We start from the raw sequence: 26836 nt of genomic DNA on the forward strand, positions 1-26836 counted from the left end.
AAGCATATTCCCGTTGCAAAAGAATTGACGCGAAAACCGGTGCCTCAGTGGGCCTCGTTCCAGCTCGGACCCGTGCTCCAGTCCACGGCCAGAGGGGCATTCAGGGCATAGACGGAGGACATGACACCCTCCACCGCCTCTCCCACCTGGCGGGCAGTCTCCGCCGGCGCTTCCAGCAGCAGCTCGTCATGTACCTGTAAAATCAGGACTCCGCCTGCTTGATCGATAACCGGGCTTTTGTCCACTTTCAGCATGGCTTTCTTGATGATGTCCGCCGCCGAGCCCTGAACCACGGTGTTGATAGCCATGCGTCGGGCCTGCTGCGCCAGATTGACGTTGCGCGAATGAATTTCCGGCAACATGCGCCGCCGTCCGGCCAGGGTGGTCACATAGCCCAGGGCCTTGGCGCTCTCCTCGATCTCCTCGTAAAACCGCCGGACGCGGGACAGCTTTTCGAAATATACGGCAATGAACTCCTTGGCCTCCTTGAGTCCTATGCCCAGTTCCCGCCCCAGTTTCTGCGGTCCCATCCCGTACAGCAACCCGAAATTGATGGTTTTGGCCCGCCGCCGCTCGTCGGTAGTGACTTCGGTCTTGTCGAACAAAAGCCTGGCCGTGCGCGCGTGAATGTCGTCTCCTTCGGCAAAGGCCGCCAGCAGGGTCGGATCGCCGGACATGTGGGCCAGCACCCGCAGCTCGATCTGTGAATAGTCCGCCGCCACCAGCAGATTTCCCGGCGAGGCCACAAAACAGGAACGCATCTTCGGCCCCAGAGCGCCGCGGATGGGAATGTTCTGCAGGTTGGGATTGCTGCTCGAAAGGCGGCCCGTGGCCGTGGCCAGCTGGTTGAAGGTGGTGTGCACGCGGTCCCGGTCGTCGGCCAGCCGGGGCAGAGGTTCCAGATAGGTGGAGCGCAGTTTTTCGTACATCCGAAATTCCAGCACCTGATCCACAATGGGGTGTCTTCCGGCCAGACTTTCCAGCACCGCGCTGGAAGTGGACTGCGCGCCTCCGGGAGTCTTCTGCCTGCTGCTCAGGCCGAGTCTCGAAAACAGGATGTCGCCGAGCTGCTGGCTGGAGCGGATGTTGAATTCTTCCCCCGCCAGCTCGTGAATGGAGGCGCTCAGGCGGTCCAGCTCCGCCTGCACCTGATCCAGAAATTCCCCGAACCGTTCCCTGGAAATGCGCACACCGCGCCGCTGCATCCGGACCAGCACATCCGTAAGCGGCGTCTCCAGATCGCGCATGAGTGAAAGCAGCTCCGAGGCCGCCAGCCTGGACCGCAATATCCGGCCTACGGCCAGAGCCGTCTGCCCGAGGCCGCCCGGGCGTAATCCAAGCTCTTCCTCCAGCCCGTCGCGGATGCGTTCCAGGGAATAATTGCGCTCCTCGGGGCTCAGCAGATAGGCGGCCAGCTCGATATCGAAGATTTCGGCGCACCGGCTCGTGTCAAAGACGCCGGCTTCGAGCAAAGCCTTGTAGGAAGGCACGTAGAGTGTAGCTCCTTCCAGAGCCCGGGCCAGTTCGCCCACGCCGCCCGTGAACATGAAATCGCCCCTGTCCGTTCCCAGCAGCCAGCTGTCCTCCACTGCGCAAAGGGCTGCTTCCCGGCCGGCCAGATTCTCCACACGGTCAACCCTGGCCGGTGCCGCCCATTCCGCCGGAGGCGTTTCCACGGGAGCTGGGTCCGCCGAGCCGGCGGATGGTCCGGCCAGGGCTTCCAGTTCCGCCGACAACGAACGAAATTCATATTCGCGCAGAAAACGGGCCGCGCCAGCCTGATCGACGGGCTTCACGGCGAGGTCTTCCAGCCGCACTGCCGCGCACTGGTCCGTACGCAGGGCGGTCAGCTCCCGGTACATGAAAACCGTCTCCATGTGCGGGCCAAGCAGGGTCTGCTCTCTGGCCGTGAGCCTGTCGAAATTCTCCCGCAACAGATCAAGGTTCGGGAAGCGGCGCAAAAGTCCCATGGCCGTTTTGGGGCCGACTTTGGGGATGCCCGGAATATTGTCCGCCGAATCCCCGATCATGGCCTGGTAATCGGCCCACTGATCCGGTGTCAGCCCTGTTTCTTCCATAAAACCATCGAGAGTGATGATCTTTTCCCTGCTCTGGGACGGATCCCACATGATCACATCCGTATCCAGGCACTGGCGCAGATCCTTGTCCGCGCCGACAATGACCACGCTAAGCTCCCCCTTGAACCGCCCGGCCAGGGAGGCGATGCAGTCGTCGGCCTCCACTTCTTCGGCCTCGACCACCGGAACGCCGAGCAGACGCAGACCCTCCTTGAGGGGTTCGATCTGGACGGCCAGCGCCTCGGGCATGCCCGGCCTGTTGGCCTTGTAGTCCGGAAAAAGGCTGTTACGGAAGGTCGGTCCCCGGCCGTCGGCAACAAAAGCGAGGTAAGCGGGGTGCTCTTCCCGCAACAGCTTCAGAACCAGCTTGAAGACCATGAACATGGCGCTGGTCGGAAATCCGTCGGCGCGTTTGAAATCGGGATAGGCGTAAAATCCCCGGTAGATGAAGGCGTGTCCGTCAATCAAAAAAAGAGGCCCGGCTTTCAGCCCGAGCCGCGCCTTAAGCGTCATACGGCCTCCGCCGTGGCGGTTGAATCTGATTTCCGTGAAATTCATTTCCGTCCGGGCTTCGGGCGGATCAGCTTCCTCAAAAGCCGGACCGGAAAATCGGGCGCCAGCGGGATCGCCGGAAAATGCCCCGCTATTCTTTCAGCGCGGGCTGGCCGCTTTCCTGGTCCTTCTTTTTCCCGGCTTCGCTGCCGGCATGCAGCCGGTCCCATACGAACTGGCTGGCGGACAACCCTTCCAGCTTCTCTATGGGAATTTCGGCCCGGGCCATGGATTTGTGCCCTCCGGCGGAACCCACGTCCCCGAACAGACGCTTGGCGAACTTGCCCATGTCCCGGCGCAGCCCGTCTCCCCGGAATACCACCACCAGCTTGTCCTCGTGGATGCCGCTTATCATAGTGGAAGACAGGCCGTGCACCCGCAGGAAAAAATCGGCCAGAATGACCAGAATGTCCGAGGAATCCACCTTCCCCATGAAAATAGTGATGGTTTTGCCGACTATCCGCATTTTGCGGAAAGCCTGGGTGAAATACTTGAGCCATTCCAGACGGAATTCCGAGCGGATGATCTTGTGCAGCAGCGGCTTGTTGTAGAATTTCGATAAATAGCGGAAGGCTTTCATGTCGTTGTCGTGGAATTCCCGCTCGAAACTCTGGGTGTCCGTCTTGATGCCGTAGAGAAGAGCCGTGGCCAGCAGCTTTCCGGGTCTGAGCCCCAGATTGTAGAGATACTCCGTCATGATGGTCGAGTTGGAGCCGTATTCCGCCAGAATTTCCACGAAATCGGCGTTCACGGGCATGCCCGCCACCTTGGGATGATGGTCGATGACCACGGAAAAATGCAGGCCCGCGAAGTCCGGGTGATGGTGCGGCTGGGAATCCACCAGGGCGAAATGGTCGTACTGCGCGATGAGCGGCGGTGTCAGCCGGGTGATGGGGATACGCAGATAGCGGATCATGGCCAGATTGTCGGGCCGGGAAATCTCGTTCACATAGGCGATGGTCGCCAGTTCCACCCGTCCGGCCAGGATGCGCTTCAATGCCAGGGCCGAGGCCAGGGCATCCGGATCGGCATTGATGAGAATCAGCCACCGTTGCTGTTTCCTGAACAGCTCCAGAAGTTTTTCCAGTTTTGGACCGAGCTTCCGAAAATACGCCATGGCTCTCTCACTTGAGTTTCTGGGGCAGCCCCGCAACCAAGAGATACACGCTTGTTCCCACCCTGGCAATTTCGCGGTTGAGCCCGCCCAGATCGCGGACAAAAGCCCGTGTTTCCCCGTCAAAGGCAAGCGGCCCCAGGCCCATTTCCGTGGAGACGAGAATAAGACGCCCGCCCTTCCAGGCCGTCAGTTCCGCCATCAGTTTGCTCTGCGCCGCGCCACGGGCCGCCGCATCCGTAAAGGCGCAATTCACGGAAAAAAGCCAGAAATCCAGACTGTCCACCAGAATACCGCCTGCCCGTCCGGACAATGAAGCCAGCGTTTCCGGAAGCTCCGTGTCCACCTCCACCACCGTGATCTCCGGATCCCGCTCCTGCCGGTGGATGCGAATCTGCTCCCGGAAGGCCAGATCTCTGGCCTTCCCCGTGGCCACAAAAGTCCAGGGTTTTGGAGACGAGGCCAGAAGTCCGAGGGCGAAGTCGGATTTTCCGGATTTGTTGCCGCCAAGAACCAGATCAATCATGCCCGTCTCCTACCGGCATGCCCCACCGGGCCAGCCACCCGCGCAGCAGGGCCAGCGAGTGGCGCAGCTCTCCCAGATCGAAAACTTCCACCACCATGGTCACGTCCCTTTCCAGGAGGGAAAAAATGTCGCGCAGCAAACGCGGGTCCTTAAGCTCGGACAAACCCGCATGCCCTTTTGGGGATTCGCCCCCATACACGTGCAGCATCCGCACCCGGCCGAAAAATCCGGGCAAATCGAGAATCCGCTCCTGACCGTAGCTGAAGAGATGCCCCAGATCCAGGCAGACGCCCAGATCCAGAGCCCTTATCTCATCCCAGATGTCCCACAGATCGCCATGCCGGACATTTTCCAGACAAAGAAACGAACCTGAGGCGGGATATGTTTCCAGCAACCGGGACAATTCGCCGGGAAGGGGTGGATGAAGCACATATGCATCCGGCTGGAGAAAAGAAATTTTCTCTTCAAGACCGGCCAAGGCCCGCGCCACACTCACCGCCCCGGAGCTCCAGGGCAGATCCAGAGGCAGATGGGCATGAAAGGAAAGACCGAGTTCCGGCAGATCCGAAGGCAGGTCTGCTTCGTCATAGTCCAGGCAGGCGCGCGTTTCCAGCAGCATGAGAGCGACTTCATCCACCAGACCTGCGAGAGCGTGACAATTGGTGCCCACACGGTCGGGAATCACGCAGGATGGAGCGGCCAGTTTCCAGCGCATCAGAACAGGGAGAGCTGCCGCTCGTCGCGGCGGACATGCCGTTTCAGCGCGCTTTTCCGGATCATGTCCTGCGGCAGTCCGCGCACGAAGGAAGACAGGAAAGACGTACGGATTTTGCCGTAGAACTTCCGGCTGGAGCAGTAGCTCATGAAAATTCCGGTTTTGGCTCTGGTCAGACCCACATAAAAAAGTCTGCGTTCTTCATCCATATCCGGAAGGATCTCCGACGCGGGCTTGCCCAGCAGCATATCCATGCCCGCAAAGGGTACGATGCCTTCCTCCAGGCAGGGCAGAAAAACCGTATCGAACTCCAGGCCCTTGGAGCCGTGCAATGTCATGATCTGCACCTTCTGGGCTCTGGCGCGGATGGCGCACAATTCCGTTTCAAGCTGCGTCATGTTCATTACTCCCTGCCAGCCGCCATAAGTCTGAAAGGCTTTGACCAGACCGAGAAAGGCCGAATTTTTCCAGAACAACCCATCGAAGGGAGGGGTTTCGGAAAGATGCGCGGCCAGGGCCAAGGGACCCTTTTTTATGATCTCTTCCGGGCACTCGGGCGCGTCCGAAGCGGCGTCGGGCAGGCCCAGCATCCGGCCGGCCATGGATAAAAGAAGCGCCACTCTGGAATCCGCGAAAAAAGGCTCATCTTCCGGTACGCTGACCGGTATTCCGGTGGCGTGCAGTTTTCTGGCAATGGGAGCGGTCAGAGCCTTCAAACGGACCAGTACGGCAATATCTCCGGGGCCGATGGTTTCCTGTGCATTCCGGTCCGCCTGCCAATGGCCCGTTCCGCCGAGCAGATCGCGTATCCTCGCGGCGATCCAGTCGGCCTCCTGCTCGGCACTTTTTGCCTCGAAAAGGGAAATGGAAGCCGTGAGATTTTTCGACGCCACAAGAGTCTGCCGTTCAGGCAGAAGCGCCGAGCTCAAATCCAGAATATCCTGTGCCGAACGGTAATTTCTGCTCAGCCGGATGCGCTTCAGATCAGGCCATGACTGCCTGATCCGCTCTTCCAAGCCCCGGACAGCCCCGCGGAAGCCGTAAATGGACTGATTGGGATCGCCGATGGCGAAAAACCCTGTTCCTCTTTCCCCCGCAAGCCCCATCACAAGATTCAGCTGCAGCAGGGAAAGATCCTGCACCTCGTCCACCAGTACATGGTTGAAACGCTGCCCGTAGCTGCCGGATTTGACCTTTTCCATCCAGAACTCCAGCAGATCCGTGTAGTCCACAAGATGAAAGCGGGTTTTCTGGTCCAGATACCGCCTAGCATATTCATTGGGGATGCGCCGTCCGCTTTCCCTGGCCAAAGAAAGTTCGTTCCAGGCCGTTTTCAAGGTTTTGCCCTGCAAGCCGGGATTGGCCGCGGCGAAAAGTTTGCGACTGCTTTCCTCTGAAAGAAGAGTGGGAGACTCGCCCAGGACTTCCGTCCAGTATTCCAGCGCCAACGCATGCAGCGTATCTGTCCGGGGCAGAGGTTTCCGGCAGGTCTTTTCCAGGCGTTCCTTCAGTTCGCGGGCGGCCTTGCGTGTGAATGTCACAACCAGCATGCGCCCAAAATCCGCTCCCCGTTCTTCCAGACGCCGGATCCGTCCCATCAGAGTCTGGGTCTTGCCTGTACCCGGCCCGGCCAGCACCAGAACAGGGCCCGGCCCGGCCACCATGGCTGAAACCTGCATCTCGTTGGGGGAAAAATCTTCGACCAAATCCCTGTCCTGAACAGTGGAAACCGGTTTTCTCCATTTCTGGCCGATTTCCTCGTTCTTCTCCGCTTCACCGCCCAGGGAAAAAGTACGGCCATGCCTGAACTCCAGCAATTCTCTGGGCGTAAACATGGATATCCGGCCATATTCGCCGTCATATCCCGAATGTCTGCGCACCTGTCCCTTGCGCATCCTGTCCACGGCCTCGGCCAGAAGCGCGGATGACTTTTTCAGGTCTTCCACAGGAGCCCGCCGCAGAATGTCGAGCTCAGAGCCGAAATCCCGAAGCAGCTGGTTATACATGCCCATTACTTTTTTGGTTCCGGACCCTGAACCGAGAATCTCGGACAATACTTCAGTCAACGGAACCAGAGAAGAAAACTTCTGGGCGGCGGAACGAACGGGAGTTTCGCGGTCGGCCAGTTCAAAGACCCGGTTCAATACACCGATGGTCAGTTCCTTGCCGCAGACAGGGCAGATGCCCTTGAGCCGCGCTGTTTCGGCCGGTTCCAAAACAATGCCGCATTTGCGATGCCCATCCAGATGGTATTTGCCTTCCTCCGGGTAGAATTCGAGAGTGCCCTCGAAACGGGCCGGGCCAGTATCCTTGCGTAATGCCGCACGCAGGGCCGGAAAGGATATTTCTCCGGACAGAAGATTCGCTTCCCGGCCGAGCTTCTCGCCGGAATGAGCGTCGGAATTGGAAATGAGCGTATACCGGTCCAGAGCGCTCCATAGCTGGTTCATTTCCGGATCCGAAGACAACCCTGTTTCCAGGGCGAATATCTCGGAGCTCAAATCCTCGAAACAATCTTCCAGACGGTTGAATCCGGATTTGGAGCCAAAAAGAGAAAACCATGGAGTCCAGATATGTGCGGGAACAAGAAAAGCCAGAGGATCGGTTTCCAGCACCATTTCCAGCAGATCCCGGGCGGGAAGACCCAGAATCGGCCTGCCGTCCGAAGCCAGATTTCCCACCTGTCCCAGACGAATATTGAATTTCCGTACCGCTTCCAGTCCCGGCATGAACACCAGATTATGTATCTTCCGGACTTTTCCCCCTTTCTTGTAGATGGAACTGATTTCCGTACACAGAACGAAACGGATATCCTCCGCTCCACCAGTGCCGGAAAACCATGGTAATTCCTGATCCAGGCCGCTTTGATCTTTAAGCCGGAAAAATCCGTTTTCCACGGACTTCAGCTGATCAGAAATCATCTCAAGCCAGCCCGGATGGGTAAAATCTCCCGTAGCCAGAAGCTGAATTCCCTTCACCGAGGCCCAGGCCGCCAGATTCCGGGGAGTCAGATTTTTGCTTGTGGCCCGCGAAAACCTGGAATGAACATGCAAATCGGCGATAAAATTTTTCATGCTGTTTTCCAGGAAACCGGGATGTCTTTCCGTGCGGGAGCATCTTCCAGAACGAGAGTAAATCGTGTGCCCTCTTCGGAAGTGGTAAGATCGATGCGGGCGTTATTCTGTGCAGCCAGACGCTGGGCTATGGACAACCCGAGACCCGACCCCACCGGTTTGGAGGTAATAAACGGAACAAAGCATTTTTCCATGATTTCCTGCGGTATTCCCGGGCCATTATCCTCCACGGCCAACCCTCGTTCTCCCTGTTCCCAGATTTCAAAAATTCGAATTTTCGGATTTTCCCTTCCATCCAGAGCCTGACAAGCGTTGATCAGAATATTGATCAGAATCTGATGCAACTGTCCTTTGTCAAAAGGAAAAAGTTCAGCACCAACCTCTACGATGAACTGCACCTGCGGATAACGAATTTTCAAAGGCATAAGAATATGAGCTGTTTCTTCCCGCAAATCGAGAGCCACGGGAGAAGCCTTTCTGGGGTGGGCGAAAACCAGAAATTCCTTGAGCAGTGCATCCAGCCTGTCCACATCCCTGATGATGACATTGGAAAGGCGTTCAAAGAATTCCGAATCCATGCCATCGGAAAGAAGAAGCTGAAGACTGGCCTTGATCCCGGCCAATGGATTTTTCATCTCATGGGCGAGTCCGGCGGCCAGTTCCCCTACTGTAGCCATTTTTTCCATTTCTCTGAGCTGTTTTTCCAACCGCTGTACTTCGGTTATATCCGAAAAAAGAAACATACAGCCTTGATCTTCTGGGAGTTCCGTCATCTTGAAACCAAAAACAACATCTCTTTTTTCACTCCATACCATTTTCCTGTAAACGGAAACAATCTGCCGTTCATTCCAGAATGAAGCAAATTCCGGATAAAAATCAGTGAAAGGCATCCCAAGAACACTGTTACGGCTCTCACCCGGTATCCATTCCAGCGCACGTTGATTGATAGTCGTAATTCTACCCTGCATATTGACAACCATCAGACCTGATTCAATCCAATCAAAAACACGGAGTTTCAATTTCTCAGCATTATAAAGTGCATTTTCTTTTTCAATAATTTTATGAGTCAACCTTCCTTCTTCATATCTGCTCATCTTAACAAGAACAAGAATAAGAACAAGCGCCAGATTCAATAAAACATAATTATAAGCTATACTCGAACCATTTATTCTATCCTGACCCCATAAATATGGATAATAAAACTGGATACATGATACTATAAAAATAACAAAACATATCAAAAATGAAGAAAACAAAGATTCTTTAAAACCAACTATTCTTCCGTAAAAGAATATAAGAACTATATACAAAAAATAAAAACCACTGAAAACACCACCTGTAAGTATCACCCACCATGTTATCAGAAATAAATCTGTAATAAATTGAAATACAAAAAAATAAATAGAATAATATACTTTATGAACATAAAATATATGAAATATCACTAAAGAAAATCCAATTACAAAAAAAGAAATACACTGAATATCTCTATAAAGTTCAAACTGCATTCCTCTATTGAAAAAATTGAATGTCTCCAGAATAAATAATCCAAAAAGGAGAATCATGATCCCCAGGCGAATCATGGAAACCCTTGAGAAAAAGACCTTGAATTCAGGAGAAAATTTCAATTCAGAATATGCCACAATCTTTTTGATCTCCCTGAAGTTTTTCTATCGCATGTCTGATGGCTGGAAGCACAGAAAGCAGATTTTCCCGGACAGCTTTCAGACTCCCAGGAAGATTGACGACCAAAGACAGACCCATTGTCCCCGCAACAGCTCTGGAAATGGCTCCACGAGGAGTTTTTTTCAGAGCAGCCGCCATCATGGCCTGTTCAAAACCCGGCAGACGCTTGTCCAGCAGGGTATACGTCACGTCAGGAGTGATGTCCCGAGGCCCCACACCTGTTCCGCCCGTGGTGATCACCAGATCAAACCCTTGAAACAGACAAAAATCCGTCAAGATATGTTTGAGAATGTCCGGTTCGTCGGGAATAACCATCCCTCTGCTCAGGCAAATCTCCATAGCCCCGGAAACAATCTCTCTGATGGCCGGGCCGCTTACGTCCTCGCGTTCCCCTCTGGCTCCTTTATCGCTCAAAGCAATCCAGGCCAGAGACAATCCCCTGTGCTTGAGAAAGCAATCCCTCTCTTCCTGAGCAGGATTTCCTTCCAGAACACGGCAGTTCCAGCCGGCATGGAGTAATCCATCTTCTCCGCAAAAAAGTTCTTTTCGTACAAGCTGCAAAACACAATGTTCATAAGCTATGACGTCACCGATCCGCAAAAAAGAAAAATTCGTCACCCGGCCATGCGCCCAGGCATATTCTTCCCAGTCCGCAGAGGATAAAACAACCAGATCTGCTCTTACTTCCTTATCCCAGACAATGCGCATTGGAAGCTTCCTTGTCACAACCCCTCAAATAGTGGTAAAATCCGCTTCAGTCTTTATGTTTCAACGTACCAAACCCAGTCTGTGTTGTCACCATAAGGGCTTGTCCCCCATCCACGTCTTGGATAATGATGGATGCTTGGTTTACCCCATTATCCAAGGAAACAACGATGAAAGGCATCATCCTGGCCGGCGGGTCCGGTACCCGGCTCTATCCCCTGACCATCGGTACGAGCAAACAGCTGCTTCCCGTCTATGACAAACCCATGATCTATTATCCCCTTTCGGTTCTTCTTCTGGCGGGAATCCGCGATATTCTGATTATCTCGACTCCAAACGATCTTCCCCGCTTCAAGGATCTCCTCGGTACGGGAGAAAATCTGGGTGTCCGGTTTTCCTATCTTGTCCAACCTTCTCCAGATGGTCTGGCACAGGCGTTCATCATCGGCCGCGAATTCATTGAAGATGACTGCGTCTGCCTGGTTCTTGGCGACAATATCATCCATGGCGTGGGGCTGTCTGAAATTCTGGAAGACTGTGCCCGGCTCACCACAGGAGGAATCATTTTCGGCTATCCTGTGCGCGATCCCGAGCGCTACGGAGTAGTGGAATTCGACCATTCCGGAACCGTGATCAGCATCGAAGAAAAACCGCAGCGGCCCAAGTCAAAATATGCTGTTCCCGGCATCTATTTTTATGATAACGATGTCGTGAATATCGCTTCCTCTCTTCATCCTTCGGCCAGAGGAGAACTGGAAATCACCGATGTAAACAAGGAGTATCTGCGCCGTAAAACACTACGGGTGGAACTCCTTGGACGAGGATACGCATGGCTTGACGCCGGAACTCATGAATCCCTCCAGCAGGCGGGAAGTTTCGTTCAGGCCATCCAGGAACGACAAGGCTTCAAGATCGCCTGCATCGAAGAAATAGCATTCCTCAAAGGCTATATTGATTCGCATGCCCTCAAAGCCCTGGCCCTGAAATATAACAAAAACGACTACGGCAAATACTTGCTTGAATTATCTGAATCTCCTTTAAATTCATGAAGATATGATTTTATCTACAATCCTGCGGAAAAATATGTTTGCTATTTTCCCTTCTGTTTCTCTGTCCCCTGTTTTTATGAAAAGCATGACTTCGAATCATTGCTGTCCGGCTAAGCGATGCAATCTAACAGTTTGAAGTTATATGAATTATCGAATTTTCGTCGTCTGGGATTCAGGAGTTCATCCAAGGAGGCCTCGCCGAGCAGGTTGAGTTGAATGAGCTGGAAGAGTTGCTGTACGGAGAGTCCGAGACGGCTGAGGAATTTCTGGTACGCGAGGAGCAGGTAAACCGTCAGGGCCGTGTAAATCTGGATCAGAACCGCATTTTCCGAGTTGCCGACGAAGGTCTTTATGCGCAAATTTTGTTTGATTTCCTTGAAGAAGAGCTCGATTTGCCAGCGGTCTTTATAGATGTCGGCGATGGTTTTCGCCGAAAGCCGGAAATGGTTGGTCAAAAATTCGTAGTGTTTCCCGGTTTCCTGGTCACGATAGCCGATACGGCGCAAGCGTAAGGATTTTCCCCGGCTGGAGACTTCAATGATGTGATCGGAAGTAACGCCGGTCTTGCGATTCACGAGGCGGCGCTCCAGGAGTTTGAAAACGGCGTTGCGCTTGAGCCGGGTCACAAAAAAGACACCCTTTGCCCCGAGGATCCGAAACCAGGGATAGCTGATGAAGCCCTTGTCAAAGACCACGATGGAGCCCCTGGGCAACTCCATAGCCTGAGCTATGCGGCTTTCATGGGTTTTGGCGTCGGTGACGGTTGCGAAAGCCGGGATATGGCCATCGTGATCCAGCAAGGTATGTACTTTGACGCCGCCCTTGGCCTGCCGAAACGAGGCCCAGGGAAAAAGCGACAGGCAAAGCTTTATGGTGGTGGCGTCCAGACTGAACAATTTGGATTTGAAACGGAATTTGTGCTTCGGGGCTTTTGCGGCGCACAGGCCGTACATCTCGGCGAACAGATCCTTGAAAAAGCCTACGGGGCGAGAATTGTTCGCGTCAGCAAAGGTCGAGCGGGCCACGTTTTTCAGTCCCCAGTGATACAGGCGGTTTCCCGCAGCCTCAAGGCAGCGCAGGCCATCGCGCATGGAACGTCTTGCGGCAAGCTGGATGAAGGCCATGACCGTGAACTGCTCCTTGAAACCGAATTGACGCGACGAGCGCCCGGTTTTGTGCCGTCTTTCGAGTTTCTGAAAAACATGTCTGGGAATCAGAGATAGCGTCTGGGAGAATAGTGTATTATGGTGACTCAAGTCCAGAATCTCCTTGTGTGGCAAGATGTTGTGGTGATTTCTTTTACCACACATCGCTGAGATTTTGGACTCTTTTCTTATCCCTTAGCCGGACAGCAATGACTTCGAATGAATCTGCGAAACAAAAAAAGTAAAAATAAAAATTTATTATTTCAAATAGATAGTATAAAAAATAACAAATAATACAGACTAATAATCTCTAATAAACCTTTTTCTTTTACTTGAAGACACTCCCGAAAAACAGGAGAGAGTGGATGCTTATACGAATCATGATATTGCTTGCCTTCATCACCCTGATTTTTTCTTCCGGATGCGCCAAAGTTAGCTCTACCGCTGGAAAGGCCCAGGCTAAGATCGAAAGAAAGGTCCGTGCCGTGGAAGATGGCTATCAGCGGGGATATGCCGAAGAAAAAGCCAAGACGAAAAGACGCTGATATATATCTCCGGCTTGCAGACATAACGGCGACATATGGCGGGTCTGATATGAACAACCCTTTGGCTTTGATCACCGGCGCGAGCAAAGGCATAGGCGAGTCGGTTGCCCTGCGTCTCGCGGAGGACGGCTTCGATCTCTGGCTCAATTACCGCAGCGATCATCAGCGGGCGGAGAGTATCCGGGAGCGTGTTCTGAGTATGGGCCGGGATTGCGTGCTGCTTCCTTTTGATGTGGCCGACAGTCATGCCTGTGCCACAGCCCTCACTTTCCTTCTGGAGGAACGCACTCCCTTCGCTGTGATCAACAATGCCGGTTTTACCCGTGACGGTCTGATGATCTGGATGAAGTCCGAGGACTGGAATGATGTCATTGACGTGCACTTGAACGGCTTCTTTCATATCACTCATCTGATTCTGCCGTTTATGCTGCGTAAGCGGCGGGGACGCATTGTAAATATAGCTTCTACATCCGGGGAAACAGGAGTGCCGGGGCAGGTCAATTATTCTGCGGCCAAGGCTGGGCTTATCGGGGCAACCCGGTCCCTGGCTGTGGAAGTGGCCAAGCGCAATGTACTGGTCAATGCCGTTGCTCCTGGATTTATCGACACGGATATGCTGGATGGTCTGCCTTTGGAGGAAATTCGCGGGCGTATCCCCATGGGCCGTGTTGGCACGCCGCGCGAAGTGGCTGATGTTGTGTCTTTTCTCTGTTCTCCCGGAGCATCCTACATCACGGGGCAGGTGATTTCCGTCAACGGCGGCATTCTGACGTGAAAGCAATACCGAAAACTCTGTAAGTTCCCTGTAGACAACAGGGGGGCTTTTTTCTACTCAGAAATATTCTTTTTTAAAGTAGTTACATATACTTTTTGGCAGAGCTTCTCGCCTATGGATTTATATCCGCCTTTGCCGTAAAAGGGGGATTTGACGGTAATATGTGCAAGCGAGGCGGATTTCATGAGAAATGTGATCGACATTTTTCCCGACGAATTGGAAGAATACAGAGCCAAGACCAGGGAACAGAAATACCTGGTCATTGATGTCCGCCAGCCGTGGGAATACCAGACCGAGCACATCCCCGGCGCGCAGCTCATCCCTTTGCCGGAAATTGAGGAGCGGGTCCATGAAATCTCTCCGGAAACGAATCTGATTTTTTACTGCCGCACCGGCGGCCGATCTGCCGTGGCGGCGGCCTTGGTCAAGGATACCGGAACCCGGCAGGGACGCATCTACAATCTGGTTGGCGGCATTTCCGGATGGCAGGGCAAGAAGCTCAAGGATATTCCCCATCTGGAACTTTTTCCGAGAGACATACCCCGCAGACAGACCCTTTACAGAGCCATGAACATGGAGAAGGGTGCCTGGATTTTCTATAACGATCTCGTCAGGGAATATGCCGAATCCGAATTGGGAGAGATGATCCAGGAGCTGGGAGATCTGGAAAAAAAGCATGCCCAGACTCTTTTTAAATACTGGAAGAAGTATTCCGCCGCGCCGGTTCAGGAATCTTTCGAGGAAGTGTTTGAACGCCTGGATGGACGGATCATGGAAGGGGGGAAGCCCATTTCGGCCTGGGCCGCCCATCTGGGGCGGAATCCGCGTGACCGTGTGCTGCGCCTGCTGGAGCTGGCCTGTGAAATCGAATACTATACCTACGATCTGTACCGCGGCCTCGGCCGACGGAGCCAAGATCCCGGCGAGGCCGAGATTTTCTTCATGCTGGCGGAACAGGAGAAAGCTCACGTGCGGGTCATTTCCAAAGCCTTAGCCCGCATTTTCCGTGATTAATGTTTTTCTGCGCCGGGTTTCCGATTATCCTCAGGCGGCGCAATCCCTTCCCGATCTGCTGGACCGTATCCTCCCTTCCCCGGCTGACCTTAACATCCTGATCAAGCCCAACTTCGTGGCTTTGCGCAATGCTGAGCTGTCCTGCACCCATCCGGCAGTCATTGCAGCGGCTGCGCAGCATCTGCGTGATCGCGGAGCCCGTGTCACTGTGGGCGATTCACCGGCCTTCGGCACTGCGGAGGCCATTGCGTCGAGAATCGAACTCACACCCGTCCTCAAAGAGCTGGGCGTGCGGCTGATTACTTTGTCCCGGCCACGGCGAATTACCACTCATCCCGGGCTGTACATTTCCGCCGACGCTCTGGAAGCGGACCTCATCCTCAATCTGCCCAAACTCAAGGCTCATTCCCAGATGCGTCTGACCGGAGCGGTGAAGAATCTGTTCGGCTGCGTGACAGGAGTGCGTAAAGCCTGGCTGCACGCCCTGCACGGAGACAAAGGCCATGCGTTTACAGGGTTGATCTGCGATTTACCGCGCATTTTACCTCCAGTCGTGAACATCATGGACGGGGTGGAAGCCATGCATGTCACGGGTCCCATTGCCGGCCGGAAATTTTTTCTGGGCATGATTGGCGCGAGTACCGATGTATCGGCTCTGGACACGGCGGCAGGCATGATCCTGCGTGTCTTGCCTGAAGAGATTCCTGTCTGGGCCCAATGTCTGAGGATGGAATTTTCTGGGGCCAGGCCGGAGAATCTGCGTTTTCCACTTCTTTCTCCAGAAGATTTCGACGCGAAGGGTTTTATTCTGCCCGGCACGCTCAAGCCTGAATCTTTTCGTCCCGATGTGCTGGTCAAAAGCCTGCTCAGACGTCTGTGGCTGTCCATGAGGCGGAATTGACGGTGTTTGAGCGCTAAGAAAATTACATTCCATGTATTCCGGCAATACAACATTCTTGGCAGACTTCTGGTGCGGGAGCGGAATATGAACCGCTGGCGCTGGGTTCTTACCGGAGCTGTCCAGGGAGTGGGCTTCAGGCCTTTTGTTTACAGGACCGCGCGGGCAACGGGAGTCACCGGCCAGGTGGCCAACACTTCTTCCGGCGTGGTCGTTGAAATTCAGGGCAGCACGGAAGATCTGGCCGGATTCGAGGATATTTTTACGGCCAATCTGCCGCCATTGGCCCGCATCGTGACGTGGAAGCGGGAAATTCTGCCGCCCTGCGGAGGGGAGACTGGGTTTCGCATTCTGGCCAGTACCGGAGGAGCCGGGCATCAGGTGCTGATCAGTCCGGATGTGGCTGTGTGTGCTGATTGCCTTAAGGATCTGTGTGATCCGGTAAACCGCCGCCACGGCTACGCTTTCACCAATTGCACCAATTGTGGCCCGCGCTACACCATCACCCGCTCCATCCCTTACGACCGTGCCTCTACATCCATGTCCTGTTTTCCTTTGTGTGCGAAGTGCCGGGAGGAATATGAAAATCCTCTGGACCGCCGGTTTCACGCTCAACCCAATGCCTGTCCGGTCTGTGGTCCGCGCCTGTGGCTTACGGATGCGAAAGGAATAAAAATAGCCGAAAATAATTTGGCGATGGAACAGGCCGCGTATCTGCTGGGCCAGGGAGAAATTCTGGCTATGAAAGGTCTGGGCGGATTTCATCTGGCCTGTGACGCGCGTAATCAGGATGCCGTGGAACTTTTGCGCCAGCGCAAAAAGCGACCGGACAAGCCCCTGGCCATCATGCTTTCTGATCTGGAAACAGTGCGGCGTCTGTGTATCGTCTCCAGGGCGGAAGAAACTCTGCTTTCAGGCAGGGAACGGCCCATTGTGCTGCTCCGGGCCAGGGAACACACCGGTCTTGCAGCTGGTCTTTCTCCGGATACGGCTTGGCTTGGCGTGATGCTGCCTTATACGCCGCTGCATCACGTCCTTTTCGCGGAACTTCCTTCGGATGCGGCTCTGGTCATGACCTCCGGCAATGCCGTTTCCGAACCCATTTGTCTGGGCAATAGGGAGGCTTTGCACCGCATCGGCTCCATGGCCGGGTATTTTCTGCTGCATGACAGGGATATTCTGGTCCGCTGCGACGATTCCGTACTGCGCTGTGTAGGCGAAACCCCCCAGTTCATTCGCCGGGCCAGAGGTTATACGCCGGCTCCCGTGGATCTTGGCCGGGAATGCCCGCCGGTTCTTGGCATGGGAGCTCTGCTCAAAAATACCGTATGCCTGCTTAAAGGCAGGCAAGCTTTTGTTTCCCAGCATATCGGTGATTTGGAAAATATGGAAACCCAGGATTTTTTCGAGGAAACCATCGCCCACCTGACGGATATTCTGCAGGTTTCCCCGGCCGCCGTGGTCCATGATCTGCATCCGGATTTTCCAAGCACGCGGTACGCCCGCCGGACAGAATTGCCATGTTTTTCCCTGCAACACCATTTCGCACATATCTATTCGGTCCTGGCCGAAAACCGGTTCGCGGGAAAAGCGGTAGGCTTGGCTCTGGATGGAGCCGGACTGGGGACAGATGGCACTATCTGGGGCGGAGAAGCTCTGCTGGTGGATGGAATTAGGCAGGAGCGGCTGGGCCGTTTTTCCCTGGTCCGCCAGCCCGGAGGAGATGAGGCCGTGCGCGAGCCGTGGCGGATGGGCAGGGCCTATCTGTACGCTTTAGGAGTAACGGATCAGGAATCCATCCCCTGGCTTGAGGAGTATGCTCCGGCAGATGCTGTCGTTGTCCGGATGCTTGAACGCGGCCTGAATGCACCCTGGACTTCCAGCTGTGGCCGCCTTTTCGATGCTGTGGCGGCTCTGCTCGGTCTGTGCCGGCGCATTTCCTATGAAGGTCAGGCCGCCATCCGTCTGGAGGCCCTGCAGGATAAAAGCGCAGAGGGTGTTTACAGATGCCCTTTAATCGAAAGAGATGGCCTTCTGGAACTGGACACTCTGGAACTTTTCACACAAGTTTACGGCGAGTGGCATAGCGGCGTGCCCGTCCCGGTCATCAGCAGGCGTTTTCATATGGGTCTGGTGGCCGGGCTGGATGAACTGGCCTTCCGGCTGTGCCGCGAGTATTCCTGCCAAACCGTGGCCTTGAGCGGCGGCGTCATGCATAATATGACCATCGCCCGCCGTCTTCCATGCGTTCTTGAAGAGCATGGTCTGCGTGTACTCACTCACAAACTGCTGCCTCCCGGAGACGGATGTGTCTCCCTTGGGCAGGCGTTTTATGGCAGTCTTATTCTTGCAACTTCATCGGAGCGGACATGAACATCTTCTCCTCCCTCTGGATTCTGTTGAAATGGCTCTGGTCTTTGTTGACCACTATTCGTCATCTCTTGGCCAATCTTCTTTTTCTGCTCATCATTGCGGCTGTTTTTGCGGCCGTTACCTCGGAGAAAAAAGACAGCCTCTCACATAATTCCGTTCTGGTGCTCGATCCCGAGGGTGTTCTGGTGGAAGAGCTGCCGGCCCCCGATCCGGCGGAGGCTTTTTTGCGGGGCATGGGCAGTAAGCGGGAAAAGAACAGCGAAACCAAAGTGCAGGACATGATCGATGCCATCCGCAGCGCGGCGGAAGATTCCAGGATAGAAGGCATATATATAGCGCCTCAGGATCTGGAAGGATGTGATCTGGTCAAACTGCTGGAGATCGGTAAGGCCATCCGCGCTTTCAAGGAAAGCGGCAAACCTGTCATTGCCGAGTCCACGCTGTTCACCCAGGGGCAGTACCTGTTGGCCTCCTATGCCGACAGCGTTTATGTCAATCCATTAGGCGGCGTGCTCATCAACGGATTTGGCGCATACCAGACGTATTTCAAAGGTCTTCTGGACAAGGCCCGTGTCACATTCCACCTGTTCAGAGTGGGAGAGTACAAGACGGCTGCCGAACCTCTGGTACGCGAATCCATGTCCGAGCAGGCCAGATCGACCACCAAGGAGTGGCTGGACGCGCTGTGGGGGACGTATCTGGATGAGGTGGCAAAAAATCGTGAGCTTACTGCTGCGGATATCACTGGCTATGCGGAGAACATTCATCTGCACCTGAACGGCAAGGGCGGAGACGCTTCCCGTCTGGCCGTGTCCGCGAAACTCGCCGATGAGGTTCTGGCCTCCGACCAGGTGGAAGAGGTGCTGGCGGGAAGAATCGGGGAAGACCCTGATCATCTCAATTATGTCAGTTTCCGCGACTATGTGCGCGTTTCTCCGCCGAAATCCGATGAATCCGACGAGAAGAAATATGTAGGCATTATCCGCGCCAGGGGGGCCATTGTGCCCGGAGAACAGACTGAAGACATGATCGGGAGTCTGTCTGTTGGGGATTTGCTGGAAAACGCACGGGAAGACGATTCCATCGCGGCGATTGTTCTGCGTCTGGACAGTCCGGGCGGGAGCGCTTCGGCCTCGGAGGAGATTCACCGTGAAATCATCCGCACCAGAGAAGCGGGCAAACCCGTGGTCATCTCCATGGGCAGCGTGGCGGCGTCCGGGGCATACTGGATCGCCGCCGCCGCTGACCGTGTTGTGGCCGCACCGACCACTCTGACGGGTTCCATCGGCATTTTCGCGGTGATCCCCACCTTCGAAAACACAGCCAAGGAGTGGGGAATAACCACCGATGGTCTTGGAACCACGCCTTTCGCGGATATGGGCAATCCCTTGCGGCCTCTTTCTCCTCAGGCCGGGGCGGCTATCCAGAGCATTCTGCAAAGCGGGTACGATATGTTCATCACCCGGGTTTCGGAGGGCCGCAAAATTCCTCCGGAGGAAGTGGAAAAATCCGCCCAGGGCCGCGTTTTCACAGGACAGGAAGCTTTTAACCGCAAGCTTGTGGACCAGTTGGGAGATCTGGACGATGCCATTGCCAGTGCGTGCGACCTGGCCGGTCTGGATTCCGTGCAGGTCAAGGAACTGCGGCGGAAATTGTCGCCGAGGGAGAAGCTCATGCAGAGCCTCGCTTCTTCGGAACAGGCCCTCTTCCGGCATGTAAGTCCGTCTTCCAGGCTGCTGGGTCTGGCTCAGGACAAACTGAAGTTTCTGGATACGTTTGCTGACCCCAGCCACATTTATGTGCGCAGTCTGGAGTGCGAGGCCGCTGTTTTTTAAGATCTGCTTTCCGGGCTGTCCATGAGTGATAGTGCTCGGAGTTGACCGGACAGTGGGATCTGTTTCGATCCCGTCTGTCCGGTGAGCTGTCCGGGTTTTTTCCCAGAGTTCTTTTTTTCGGGGAGCGTCTGCATGGAGATTCTCACAGCCATCGGTCCTCGCTGCAGTGCCGTTTTTGCTCCTGGCATGAAATCCGTCTGATCCTTTCTCATTTCTGTCTCATCTTTTCCGGCCTTCCGCTCTGCACATGTCTCAAGATGGCCTTTCTCCACGGCATTTGCTGTCCGGTACCGCCTGTGCTAAGGGCCTGCACCTTGGTGGACACCTCTTTTCCGGGGAAAATATGAGCGATCTTAAAAAAATGTATCATACTCTGAATCGTGATTCCTTTCCGGCCGAACTGACGCTGACCATCGGAGATCAGGTCATCCGATACGCCAAGAAGACCTGGTGTATCGATGGAGAGGAAAAAGGCTTGCGCTACGGCGAAAACCCGGACCAGCCGGCGGCTCTGTACGAGGTGCACGAGGGGTCTTTCTCTCTGGACGGCGTGCGTTTTCAGCAGGGACAACACAAGCTCGTTTCGGCCCTGACGGAGGAAAATCTGGTACAGTCGGGCAAACATCCGGGAAAGATCAATCTGACGGATGTGGATAACGGCATCAATATCCTCCAGTACCTTGCGGCCAAGCCCGCGGCGGTCATATTGAAGCATAATAATCCGTGCGGGGCGGCCTGGACGGCTGACGGACTGGGAACGGCCCTGAGCCGCGCGTTTTTCGCCGACCGTATCGCGGCCTTTGGCGGCACCATTGTCGTGAACCGGACGCTGGATGCGGGATGTGCGGAATTCATCGCCGGACGCTATTTCGAGGTGGTGGCTGCGCCCGATTTCGAAGAGCGGGCTCTGGAAATTCTGTCCGCGAAGAAAAATCTGCGGGTCATCCGCATCCCGGCCCTGGCCCGGCTGGAAAAAATGGTCGGCACGCCTTTTCTGGATATCAAATCTCTGACAGACGGCGGCCTCATCGTTCAGGTGTCTTTTCAGAACCGCATTCTCGGTCCGGAAGATTTTCTTCCGGCCGAATCCACCAAGGACGGCACAACTCTGCTGGCCAGAAAGCCGACCCCGGAAGAGGCGGACGATCTGCTTTTCGCCTGGGCCGTGGAGGCGGGCGTGACGTCCAATTCCATCATTTTCGCCCGGAACGGGGCCACCGTATCCATCGGCACGGGCGAACAGGACCGGGTGGGCTGCGTGGAACTGACCATCCAGAAGGCTTATACCAAGTATGCGGATAAACTGGCCTTCGAGCGCCACGGTCTGTCTTTGTACGAATTGAAGCAGCGGGCGGTGTCGGACAAAGCGCTGGCCGGATCCCTGGCCGAGATTCAGACCCGAACCGAGGCTGACTGGGGCGGCCTGCCCGGCTCCGTGCTGGTTTCCGACGGTTTTTTTCCTTTCCGCGACGGCGTGGATCTGGCCCTTGCCCAGGGGGTGACGGCCATAGCCCAACCAGGCGGTTCCATCCGCGATGCAGAGGTTATTCAGGCCGTGAACGAGGCCACACCGCAGGTGGCCATGGTGTTCACCGGGCAGCGGTCCTTCAAGCACTGAACAGCCTGCCCGGGATGAAATTCCGGCATGGCGGCCGGACCGGTTTCGATAATTTTCTATCCGGCGGTTTTCTTCCGCCGCCTAAGGCGTTTTCATGCTGATCCCTTCTCCACTCCAGCCAGGCTGCATTGTGGAGTTTCTGCAGGACAACCAGCCCGTCACAGCCTGGGTACTGGACATCCAGGGCCCCCGGCTGCGCGTCTTCACCATCGGCCAGCGGGAGATGAAACTGCCCGCCACCCGTGTTCTGCCCTGGGTGGGGCCGCAGTGCGCGCCCGGAGCCAGCCGCCAGGACATGCTCGACCTTCTGCGAACCCATCACGGCCGCCGTGAGCGCGTGGCCGAGGAAGTGGACGCTCTGGAAATCTGGGAGCTGGCTCAGGGCGAATTGGCCGAGGCCGAAATCGGCTGGTTCGCGAGCCTCGTTTTCGAGGACCCCGCGCCGGATCAGATGGCCGGTCTGGGGCGCAAGCTTCTGCAAACCAAGACACATTTCAGGTTTTCGCCGCCCAGGTTCGAAATTTATTCTCAGGAGGTGGTGGACCGCAGACAGGAGGAACTGCGCAAGGCTCAGGAGCGCGAGCGTCTGGTGGGCTTCGGTCAGGTTTTTCTGCGCGGCCTGTGGGAGGCCTTCTGCAACCGCAAGAATACGGCCCCGCAGCCGGACGAGGAGCAGGCCGAGCGCATAGGCAAGCTGCTCATGACCCGCATCGTAAGTCCCGACGACCGGGATTCCGAAATGCTGTGGCGGACCATGAGCCAGGGGCTGCCCGACGATCCCTTCCTTCCCCTGTACCTGGCCCAGGCTTGGGGGCTCGTACCCGCCCATTTCAACGTGTACTTGGCCAGAGCCCAGTACGACTGGGAGCCCCGCTGGGAGGAGTACGCGGCGGAGCTGCGCGCCCTGCGGGAGCGCGTGGAAAAGCTGAAGACCGCTCCGGTGGCGGAAATCGTGACCATCGATGCCCCCACCACCAGGGACATCGACGACGGCTTCAGCCTTGAAGCCACGGCGGACGGTTTTATTCTGCGCCAGGCCCTGGCCTGCCCGCCGTTTGGGTGGGAATTCGGCTCTCCCCTGGACAGCGCCGTACAGCACCGCTTTTCCTCGCTGTATCTGCCTGAGGGCACCAGTCACATGCTCCCCGAAGAACTGGGGACGGACTTTTTCAGTCTGGTCGGCGGTACGGAACGTCCGGCCCTGGTCATTACCTTCGATTTGGACAGTGAGGCCGGTTTGCGGCGGGTCATGCCGGAAATAGGCTGGGTGCGCGTCGCGGCCAACCTCACCTATGCTGGCGTGGAAGAGGATCTCGCCCGCGGTGGCTCTCTCATGATGGAGGAGGCCCGGCGTCTGGCCGGACTTCTGCGGGCCGCCCGCATCCGCGAACACGCCGTGATTCTGGAACAGCCGGATCCGTATCTGACCCTGTGTGGAGACTCCGGACACCCGGAGGTGACCGTGGACGAACCCAGCCCGGCCCCCGACGCCCAGATGATCGTGTCCGAGTTCATGATTCTGGCGAACAAGGCCATGGGAGCCTGGGGCCTCGTGGAAGGGGTGCCTCTTCTGTACCGCACCCAGAACATCACCCTGCCCGCCGAGTGCGCCGGAGTCTGGCGCGATCCTGTGGACATCTACCGGATCATCAACAACATGGGCCCTTCCATTCTGGAATGCGAACCCCGGCGGCACGCCACCATCGGGGCCGAAGCCTACGCTCCCATGACTTCCCCCCTGCGGCGCTATTCCGATTTCATCAACATGGCTCAGATTCTGGCCCGGTTGACCGGAACAGGGCGTCTTCTGGACCGGACCGGACTGGAAAATCTGTTGCCGGTTCTGTCGGGCCGGGCCGAAGCCGTAAATCAGGTGCAGCGGTTGCGGGTGCGATACTGGAAATACGAGTACTTCCGCCAGAATTACAAAAAGATGCGCTGGTCCGGTGTTCTGGTGGACGCAGGCCCTGTGCTGGTGACCATCGCCCTGCCGGAACTGCAGCTTTTTCTGAAAGCGCCGCGCAAGATTTTCGGCGACAAGTTCCATCCCGGCCAGCGTTTTTCCGTGCGTGTGGGCAAAGTGGACCCGCTGGCCGGAGAAATCCGCATTGCCGAAGCCTGGGAAGAATGAAGACTTCGCGGGCCGTCCGGAATCATGTCTGAACCGGATATAAAGCTCTCAATGGAAAGCTCCGGAGCACGTGGAAATTTCTGAGCGGATGTCTGACGCTGCTCTGAAAATCGTACGTCATCCTTTGCCCGGAAATATTCAGGGCGCATATTTTTGTACAAATTTGCATGAAGCGACTGAGAGCCGGCAGGCTCTGTTCCGGGCGGATTCATGCGTTTTTTCCGCTGGTATCCCGCCAAATCTCAGCAGACTTTCTCCGCCGGGAACATGCGATCTCCATCCATGTGTGTTCTGCTGTCCTACATTTTGGGGCAGCTTCTGTTTTTCCGTCCTCCAATTGACCGGAAAAATTGAATCGATTATCCTTTCGCTCGAAAATTAACAGGTATGTGTATCGATGGGATACATATCAGGCCGTTTAACCCAGGGCCGGAAACGGTCCGCAAGACAGACAGATGGAGGAGAAGACATGTCCGTTGACGCCAGTTTGTTCGCCACATGCCCCGGACGACGGGACGCATACCTCGACTGGGTCCAGATGCTCACGGGTCTCGGTCTGGTCCTGTTCATGGCCTTCCACACCCTGCTTACCTCGTCCATCATATTCGGGGCGGAAGCTCTGGACGGCGTCGCGGGCTTTCTGGAGACCCTGCACTTGGACACTTTGGCCCACTTCTTCGTGCCCATCCTTTTCTTCACTCATTTCATCGTTGCCGCGCGCAAGATTCCCTTCAGAAGCGAGGGGCAGCTCGCCATCTGGCGTGACGCGAAACTCCTGCATCACCGCGACACGTGGCTCTGGGTCGTGCAGGCCGTGTCGGCCATGATCATCCTCGTTCTGGGCGCCATCCACATGTGGACCAACATCAGCGACGGCGCCATTCTGGCGGTCACCTCCACGGCCCGCGTGCAAAGCGGCGGCTGGACGCTTTTCTACTTGGTGCTGGTGCCGCTGGTACAGCTGCATGTCTTTATCGGCGTGTACCGCATCGGCGTAAAGTGGGGCTTCATCACCGACACCCTGCGGCCCAAGGCAGCGAAGATCCTGACTGTCATCTTCTGCTGCGTCACTGTTCTGGCCCTTGTTGCCCTGGCCCGCTACGCCACTATGACCGTCTAATTTCAGGGAGCTGTCATGTTGTACACCCATACTTCTGATCTGCTGGTCATCGGTGCCGGACTCTCGGGCGAACGTGTGGCCGTGGAAGCGGCCGAGGCCGGTTTCAGCGTCACCTGTCTGTCCATCGTGCCGGCCAGGCGTTCCCACTCCTCCGCCGCCCAGGGCGGCATGCAGGCGGCCCTGGGCAATTGCGCCATGGGCGAGGGCGACAATGTGGACGTGCATTTCGCCGACACGGTCAAAGGCTCCGACTGGGGCTGTGACCAGGAAGTGGCCCGGCTGTTCGCCGACGCCGCACCTATCGAGATGCGCCGTCTGGCCCATTGGGGCGTGCCGTGGAATCGTGTGGTTCCGGGATCGTCTTTTTATTTCAAGGGCGGGGAAAAATTCGAAAAATTCGAAAAGCCCGAGAAAGAAGGGCTGATCACTGCCCGTTCTTTCGGCGGCACGGCCAAATGGCGGACCTGCTACACTTCCGACGGCACAGGGCACGCGGTCATGTGCACCATGGACAACAAGTGCGCCCAGCTGGGCATCAATGTTCTGGACCGCAAGGAGGCCATTTCTCTCATTCACGACGGGGAGAAATGCATGGGGGCCGTTGTGCGCTGTCTGCGTACGGGCGTGCTGGAAATCTTCCTGGCCAAGGCCACGGTGATCTGTACCGGCGGCTTCGGCCGCATTTACAAGGCCACAACCAATGCGGTCATCTGTGACGGCGGCGGGCATGTCATCGCGCAGGACACGGGTCTGGTTCCCATCGGCAATCCGGAATCCATCCAGTTCCATCCCACGGGCATCGTGCCCACGGACATCCTGGTCACCGAAGGATGCCGCGGCGACGGCGGCACGCTGCTGGACGTGAACGAAGAACGCTTCATGCACATCTACGAGCCGGAAAAAGCCGAGCTGGCCTCCCGTGACGTGGTCGCCCGGCGCATGACCGAGCACATGCGCGCGGGCAAAGGCGTGCAGTCGGCCTATGGAGAGCACCTGTGGCTGGATATCCGCCATCTGGGCGACCGGCACATTTCCACCAAGCTGCGTGAAGTGGATGAAATCTGCCGCCATTTTCTGGGCATCGACCCGCGCACCCAGCTCATTCCGGTGCGGCCCACCCAGCACTACACCATGGCGGGCATCCGCACCAACAAGGACGGCGCGGCCTACGGCCTGAAAGGTCTGTTCTCGGCCGGCGAGGCCGCGTGCTGGGACATGCACGGCTTCAACCGGCTGGGCGGCAACTCTCTGGCCGAAACCGTGGTGGCCGGGGGCATTATCGGAACCAAGATCGTGGAGTTCCTCAAAGGGTACGAGACAGTCTTCAGCACGGCGGCCGTCAACGCCGAGGCCAAGCGGCAGCAGGAGCGCATCGACGGTCTGGTGGCCGGAAAATGGGGCCGCGAGAACGTCTACAAGGTGCGCGCCGAAATGCAGGAAGCGCTGATGAAAGGCTGCTTCGTGTTCCGCAATGAAACGGACCTGACCGAGTGCGTGGAGACGCTTCAGGGCATACTGGAGCGTTCCGAAAAAGTCGGGCTGGTTTCGAGCGGCGCGGGCGCCAATCATGAACTGGCCGCTGCTTTGAAACTGCGCGGCCAGGTCCGTCTGGCCCTGTGCATCGCCAAGGCGGCGCTGGAACGCCGGGAAAGCCGCGGCAGCCACAACCGCGAGGACTATCCGGCCAGAAACGACAAGGAATGGCTGAACCGTACCCTGGCCTACTGGCCCGAAGGCGCGGCACTGCCCGATCTCAAGTACGAGGACGCCACACCCGTCTACGAGATTCCGCCGGGAGAACGCGGCTATGGCGGCGGCAAGATCATCCATGCCGACCCCAAGGAAATCGAAGCCAAGACCATCCAGCGCAACGCCAAATAAAC

General features: G+C 56.2%; 19 protein-coding genes. 11 read left to right on the forward strand and 8 right to left on the reverse strand.

The genetic code is table 11. The annotated features are described in order from the left end of the window. Positions 1-44 precede the first annotated feature (44 nt). The 7 genes from AXF15_RS03990 to AXF15_RS04020 all read right to left on the reverse strand — a co-directional run bounded on the left by AXF15_RS03990 (position 45) and on the right by AXF15_RS04020 (position 10453). Entirely contained in the window at positions 45-2591 is a 2547-nt protein-coding gene (locus tag AXF15_RS03990) for a DNA polymerase I (RefSeq protein ID WP_066608655.1), read from the reverse strand. Between the two features lie 130 nt (positions 2592-2721). Continuing rightward, positions 2722-3747: a DHH family phosphoesterase gene (locus AXF15_RS03995; RefSeq protein WP_066603620.1), complete on the reverse strand. Its 1026-nt coding sequence runs from the start codon at positions 3745-3747 to the stop codon at positions 2722-2724. A 7-nt stretch (positions 3748-3754) separates the two neighbouring features. After that, positions 3755-4270 (reverse strand): bifunctional adenosylcobinamide kinase/adenosylcobinamide-phosphate guanylyltransferase, encoded by a 516-nt coding sequence (locus tag AXF15_RS04000; protein WP_066603626.1) that lies wholly within the window; start codon positions 4268-4270, stop codon positions 3755-3757. Next, complete coding sequence (gene cbiR, locus AXF15_RS04005) at positions 4263-4985, reverse strand: cobamide remodeling phosphodiesterase CbiR (protein WP_066603627.1); 723 nt, start codon at positions 4983-4985, stop codon at positions 4263-4265. Before cbiR ends, AXF15_RS04000 begins: the two co-directional genes overlap by 8 nt. Further along, entirely contained in the window at positions 4985-8059 is a 3075-nt protein-coding gene (locus AXF15_RS04010) for a UvrD-helicase domain-containing protein (RefSeq protein WP_066603628.1), read from the reverse strand. Before AXF15_RS04010 ends, cbiR begins: the two co-directional genes overlap by 1 nt. Further along, positions 8056-9702, reverse strand: coding sequence for a two-component system sensor histidine kinase NtrB (locus AXF15_RS13395; RefSeq protein WP_151192279.1), 1647 nt, complete (start codon positions 9700-9702; stop codon positions 8056-8058). The genes AXF15_RS04010 and AXF15_RS13395 overlap by 4 nt, the downstream gene beginning before the upstream one ends. Then, a complete protein-coding gene (locus tag AXF15_RS04020) occupies positions 9689-10453 on the reverse strand; it encodes a MogA/MoaB family molybdenum cofactor biosynthesis protein (protein WP_066603636.1) in 765 nt (254 codons plus the stop codon). The genes AXF15_RS13395 and AXF15_RS04020 overlap by 14 nt, the downstream gene beginning before the upstream one ends. A 167-nt stretch (positions 10454-10620) precedes the next feature. On the opposite strand from AXF15_RS04020, the gene rfbA reads away from it, so the two are divergent. Next, positions 10621-11499, forward strand: a complete 879-nt coding sequence (gene rfbA / locus AXF15_RS04025; RefSeq protein WP_066603638.1) for a glucose-1-phosphate thymidylyltransferase RfbA — start codon at positions 10621-10623, stop codon at positions 11497-11499. Between the two features lie 110 nt (positions 11500-11609). Here rfbA and AXF15_RS04030 read toward each other — a convergent pair whose 3' ends face one another. Further along, positions 11610-12809, reverse strand: coding sequence for an IS4 family transposase (locus tag AXF15_RS04030; protein ID WP_236884826.1), 1200 nt, complete (start codon positions 12807-12809; stop codon positions 11610-11612). A gap of 200 nt (positions 12810-13009) precedes the next feature. Between AXF15_RS04030 and AXF15_RS13965 the strand changes: the two genes are divergently transcribed. The 10 genes from AXF15_RS13965 to AXF15_RS04080 all read left to right on the forward strand — a co-directional run bounded on the left by AXF15_RS13965 (position 13010) and on the right by AXF15_RS04080 (position 26834). Continuing rightward, the gene (locus AXF15_RS13965; protein WP_151192280.1) at positions 13010-13189 is read left to right on the forward strand and encodes a hypothetical protein; all 180 of its coding nucleotides are present in this window, start codon (positions 13010-13012) and stop codon (positions 13187-13189) included. A gap of 49 nt (positions 13190-13238) precedes the next feature. Beyond that, positions 13239-13964 (forward strand): 3-oxoacyl-ACP reductase FabG, encoded by a 726-nt coding sequence (gene fabG / locus AXF15_RS04035; protein ID WP_066603645.1) that lies wholly within the window; start codon positions 13239-13241, stop codon positions 13962-13964. A gap of 183 nt (positions 13965-14147) precedes the next feature. Further along, entirely contained in the window at positions 14148-14978 is an 831-nt protein-coding gene (locus tag AXF15_RS04040; protein ID WP_066603647.1) for a rhodanese-like domain-containing protein, read from the forward strand. Then, positions 14971-15879, forward strand: a complete 909-nt coding sequence (locus AXF15_RS04045) for a DUF362 domain-containing protein (protein ID WP_066603648.1) — start codon at positions 14971-14973, stop codon at positions 15877-15879. The genes AXF15_RS04040 and AXF15_RS04045 overlap by 8 nt, the downstream gene beginning before the upstream one ends. A gap of 84 nt (positions 15880-15963) precedes the next feature. Next, entirely contained in the window at positions 15964-18249 is a 2286-nt protein-coding gene (gene hypF, locus AXF15_RS04050) for a carbamoyltransferase HypF (RefSeq protein ID WP_066603649.1), read from the forward strand. After that, entirely contained in the window at positions 18246-20084 is a 1839-nt protein-coding gene (gene sppA, locus AXF15_RS04055; RefSeq protein WP_066603650.1) for a signal peptide peptidase SppA, read from the forward strand. The genes hypF and sppA overlap by 4 nt, the downstream gene beginning before the upstream one ends. Before the next feature lie 343 nt (positions 20085-20427). Continuing rightward, the gene (locus AXF15_RS04065) at positions 20428-21702 is read left to right on the forward strand and encodes an IMP cyclohydrolase (RefSeq protein ID WP_066603653.1); all 1275 of its coding nucleotides are present in this window, start codon (positions 20428-20430) and stop codon (positions 21700-21702) included. A 94-nt stretch (positions 21703-21796) separates the two neighbouring features. Next, complete coding sequence (locus tag AXF15_RS04070; protein ID WP_066603662.1) at positions 21797-23833, forward strand: ribonuclease catalytic domain-containing protein; 2037 nt, start codon at positions 21797-21799, stop codon at positions 23831-23833. 469 nt (positions 23834-24302) lie between these two features. Then, complete coding sequence (locus AXF15_RS04075) at positions 24303-24953, forward strand: succinate dehydrogenase/fumarate reductase transmembrane subunit (RefSeq protein ID WP_066603665.1); 651 nt, start codon at positions 24303-24305, stop codon at positions 24951-24953. A gap of 18 nt (positions 24954-24971) precedes the next feature. Beyond that, the gene (locus AXF15_RS04080; RefSeq protein WP_066608656.1) at positions 24972-26834 is read left to right on the forward strand and encodes a fumarate reductase flavoprotein subunit; all 1863 of its coding nucleotides are present in this window, start codon (positions 24972-24974) and stop codon (positions 26832-26834) included. The last annotated feature ends 2 nt before the right edge of the window (positions 26835-26836 follow it).

It is taken from the genome of Desulfomicrobium orale DSM 12838, from assembly GCF_001553625.1.
Lineage (GTDB): Bacteria > Desulfobacterota > Desulfovibrionia > Desulfovibrionales > Desulfomicrobiaceae > Desulfomicrobium > Desulfomicrobium orale.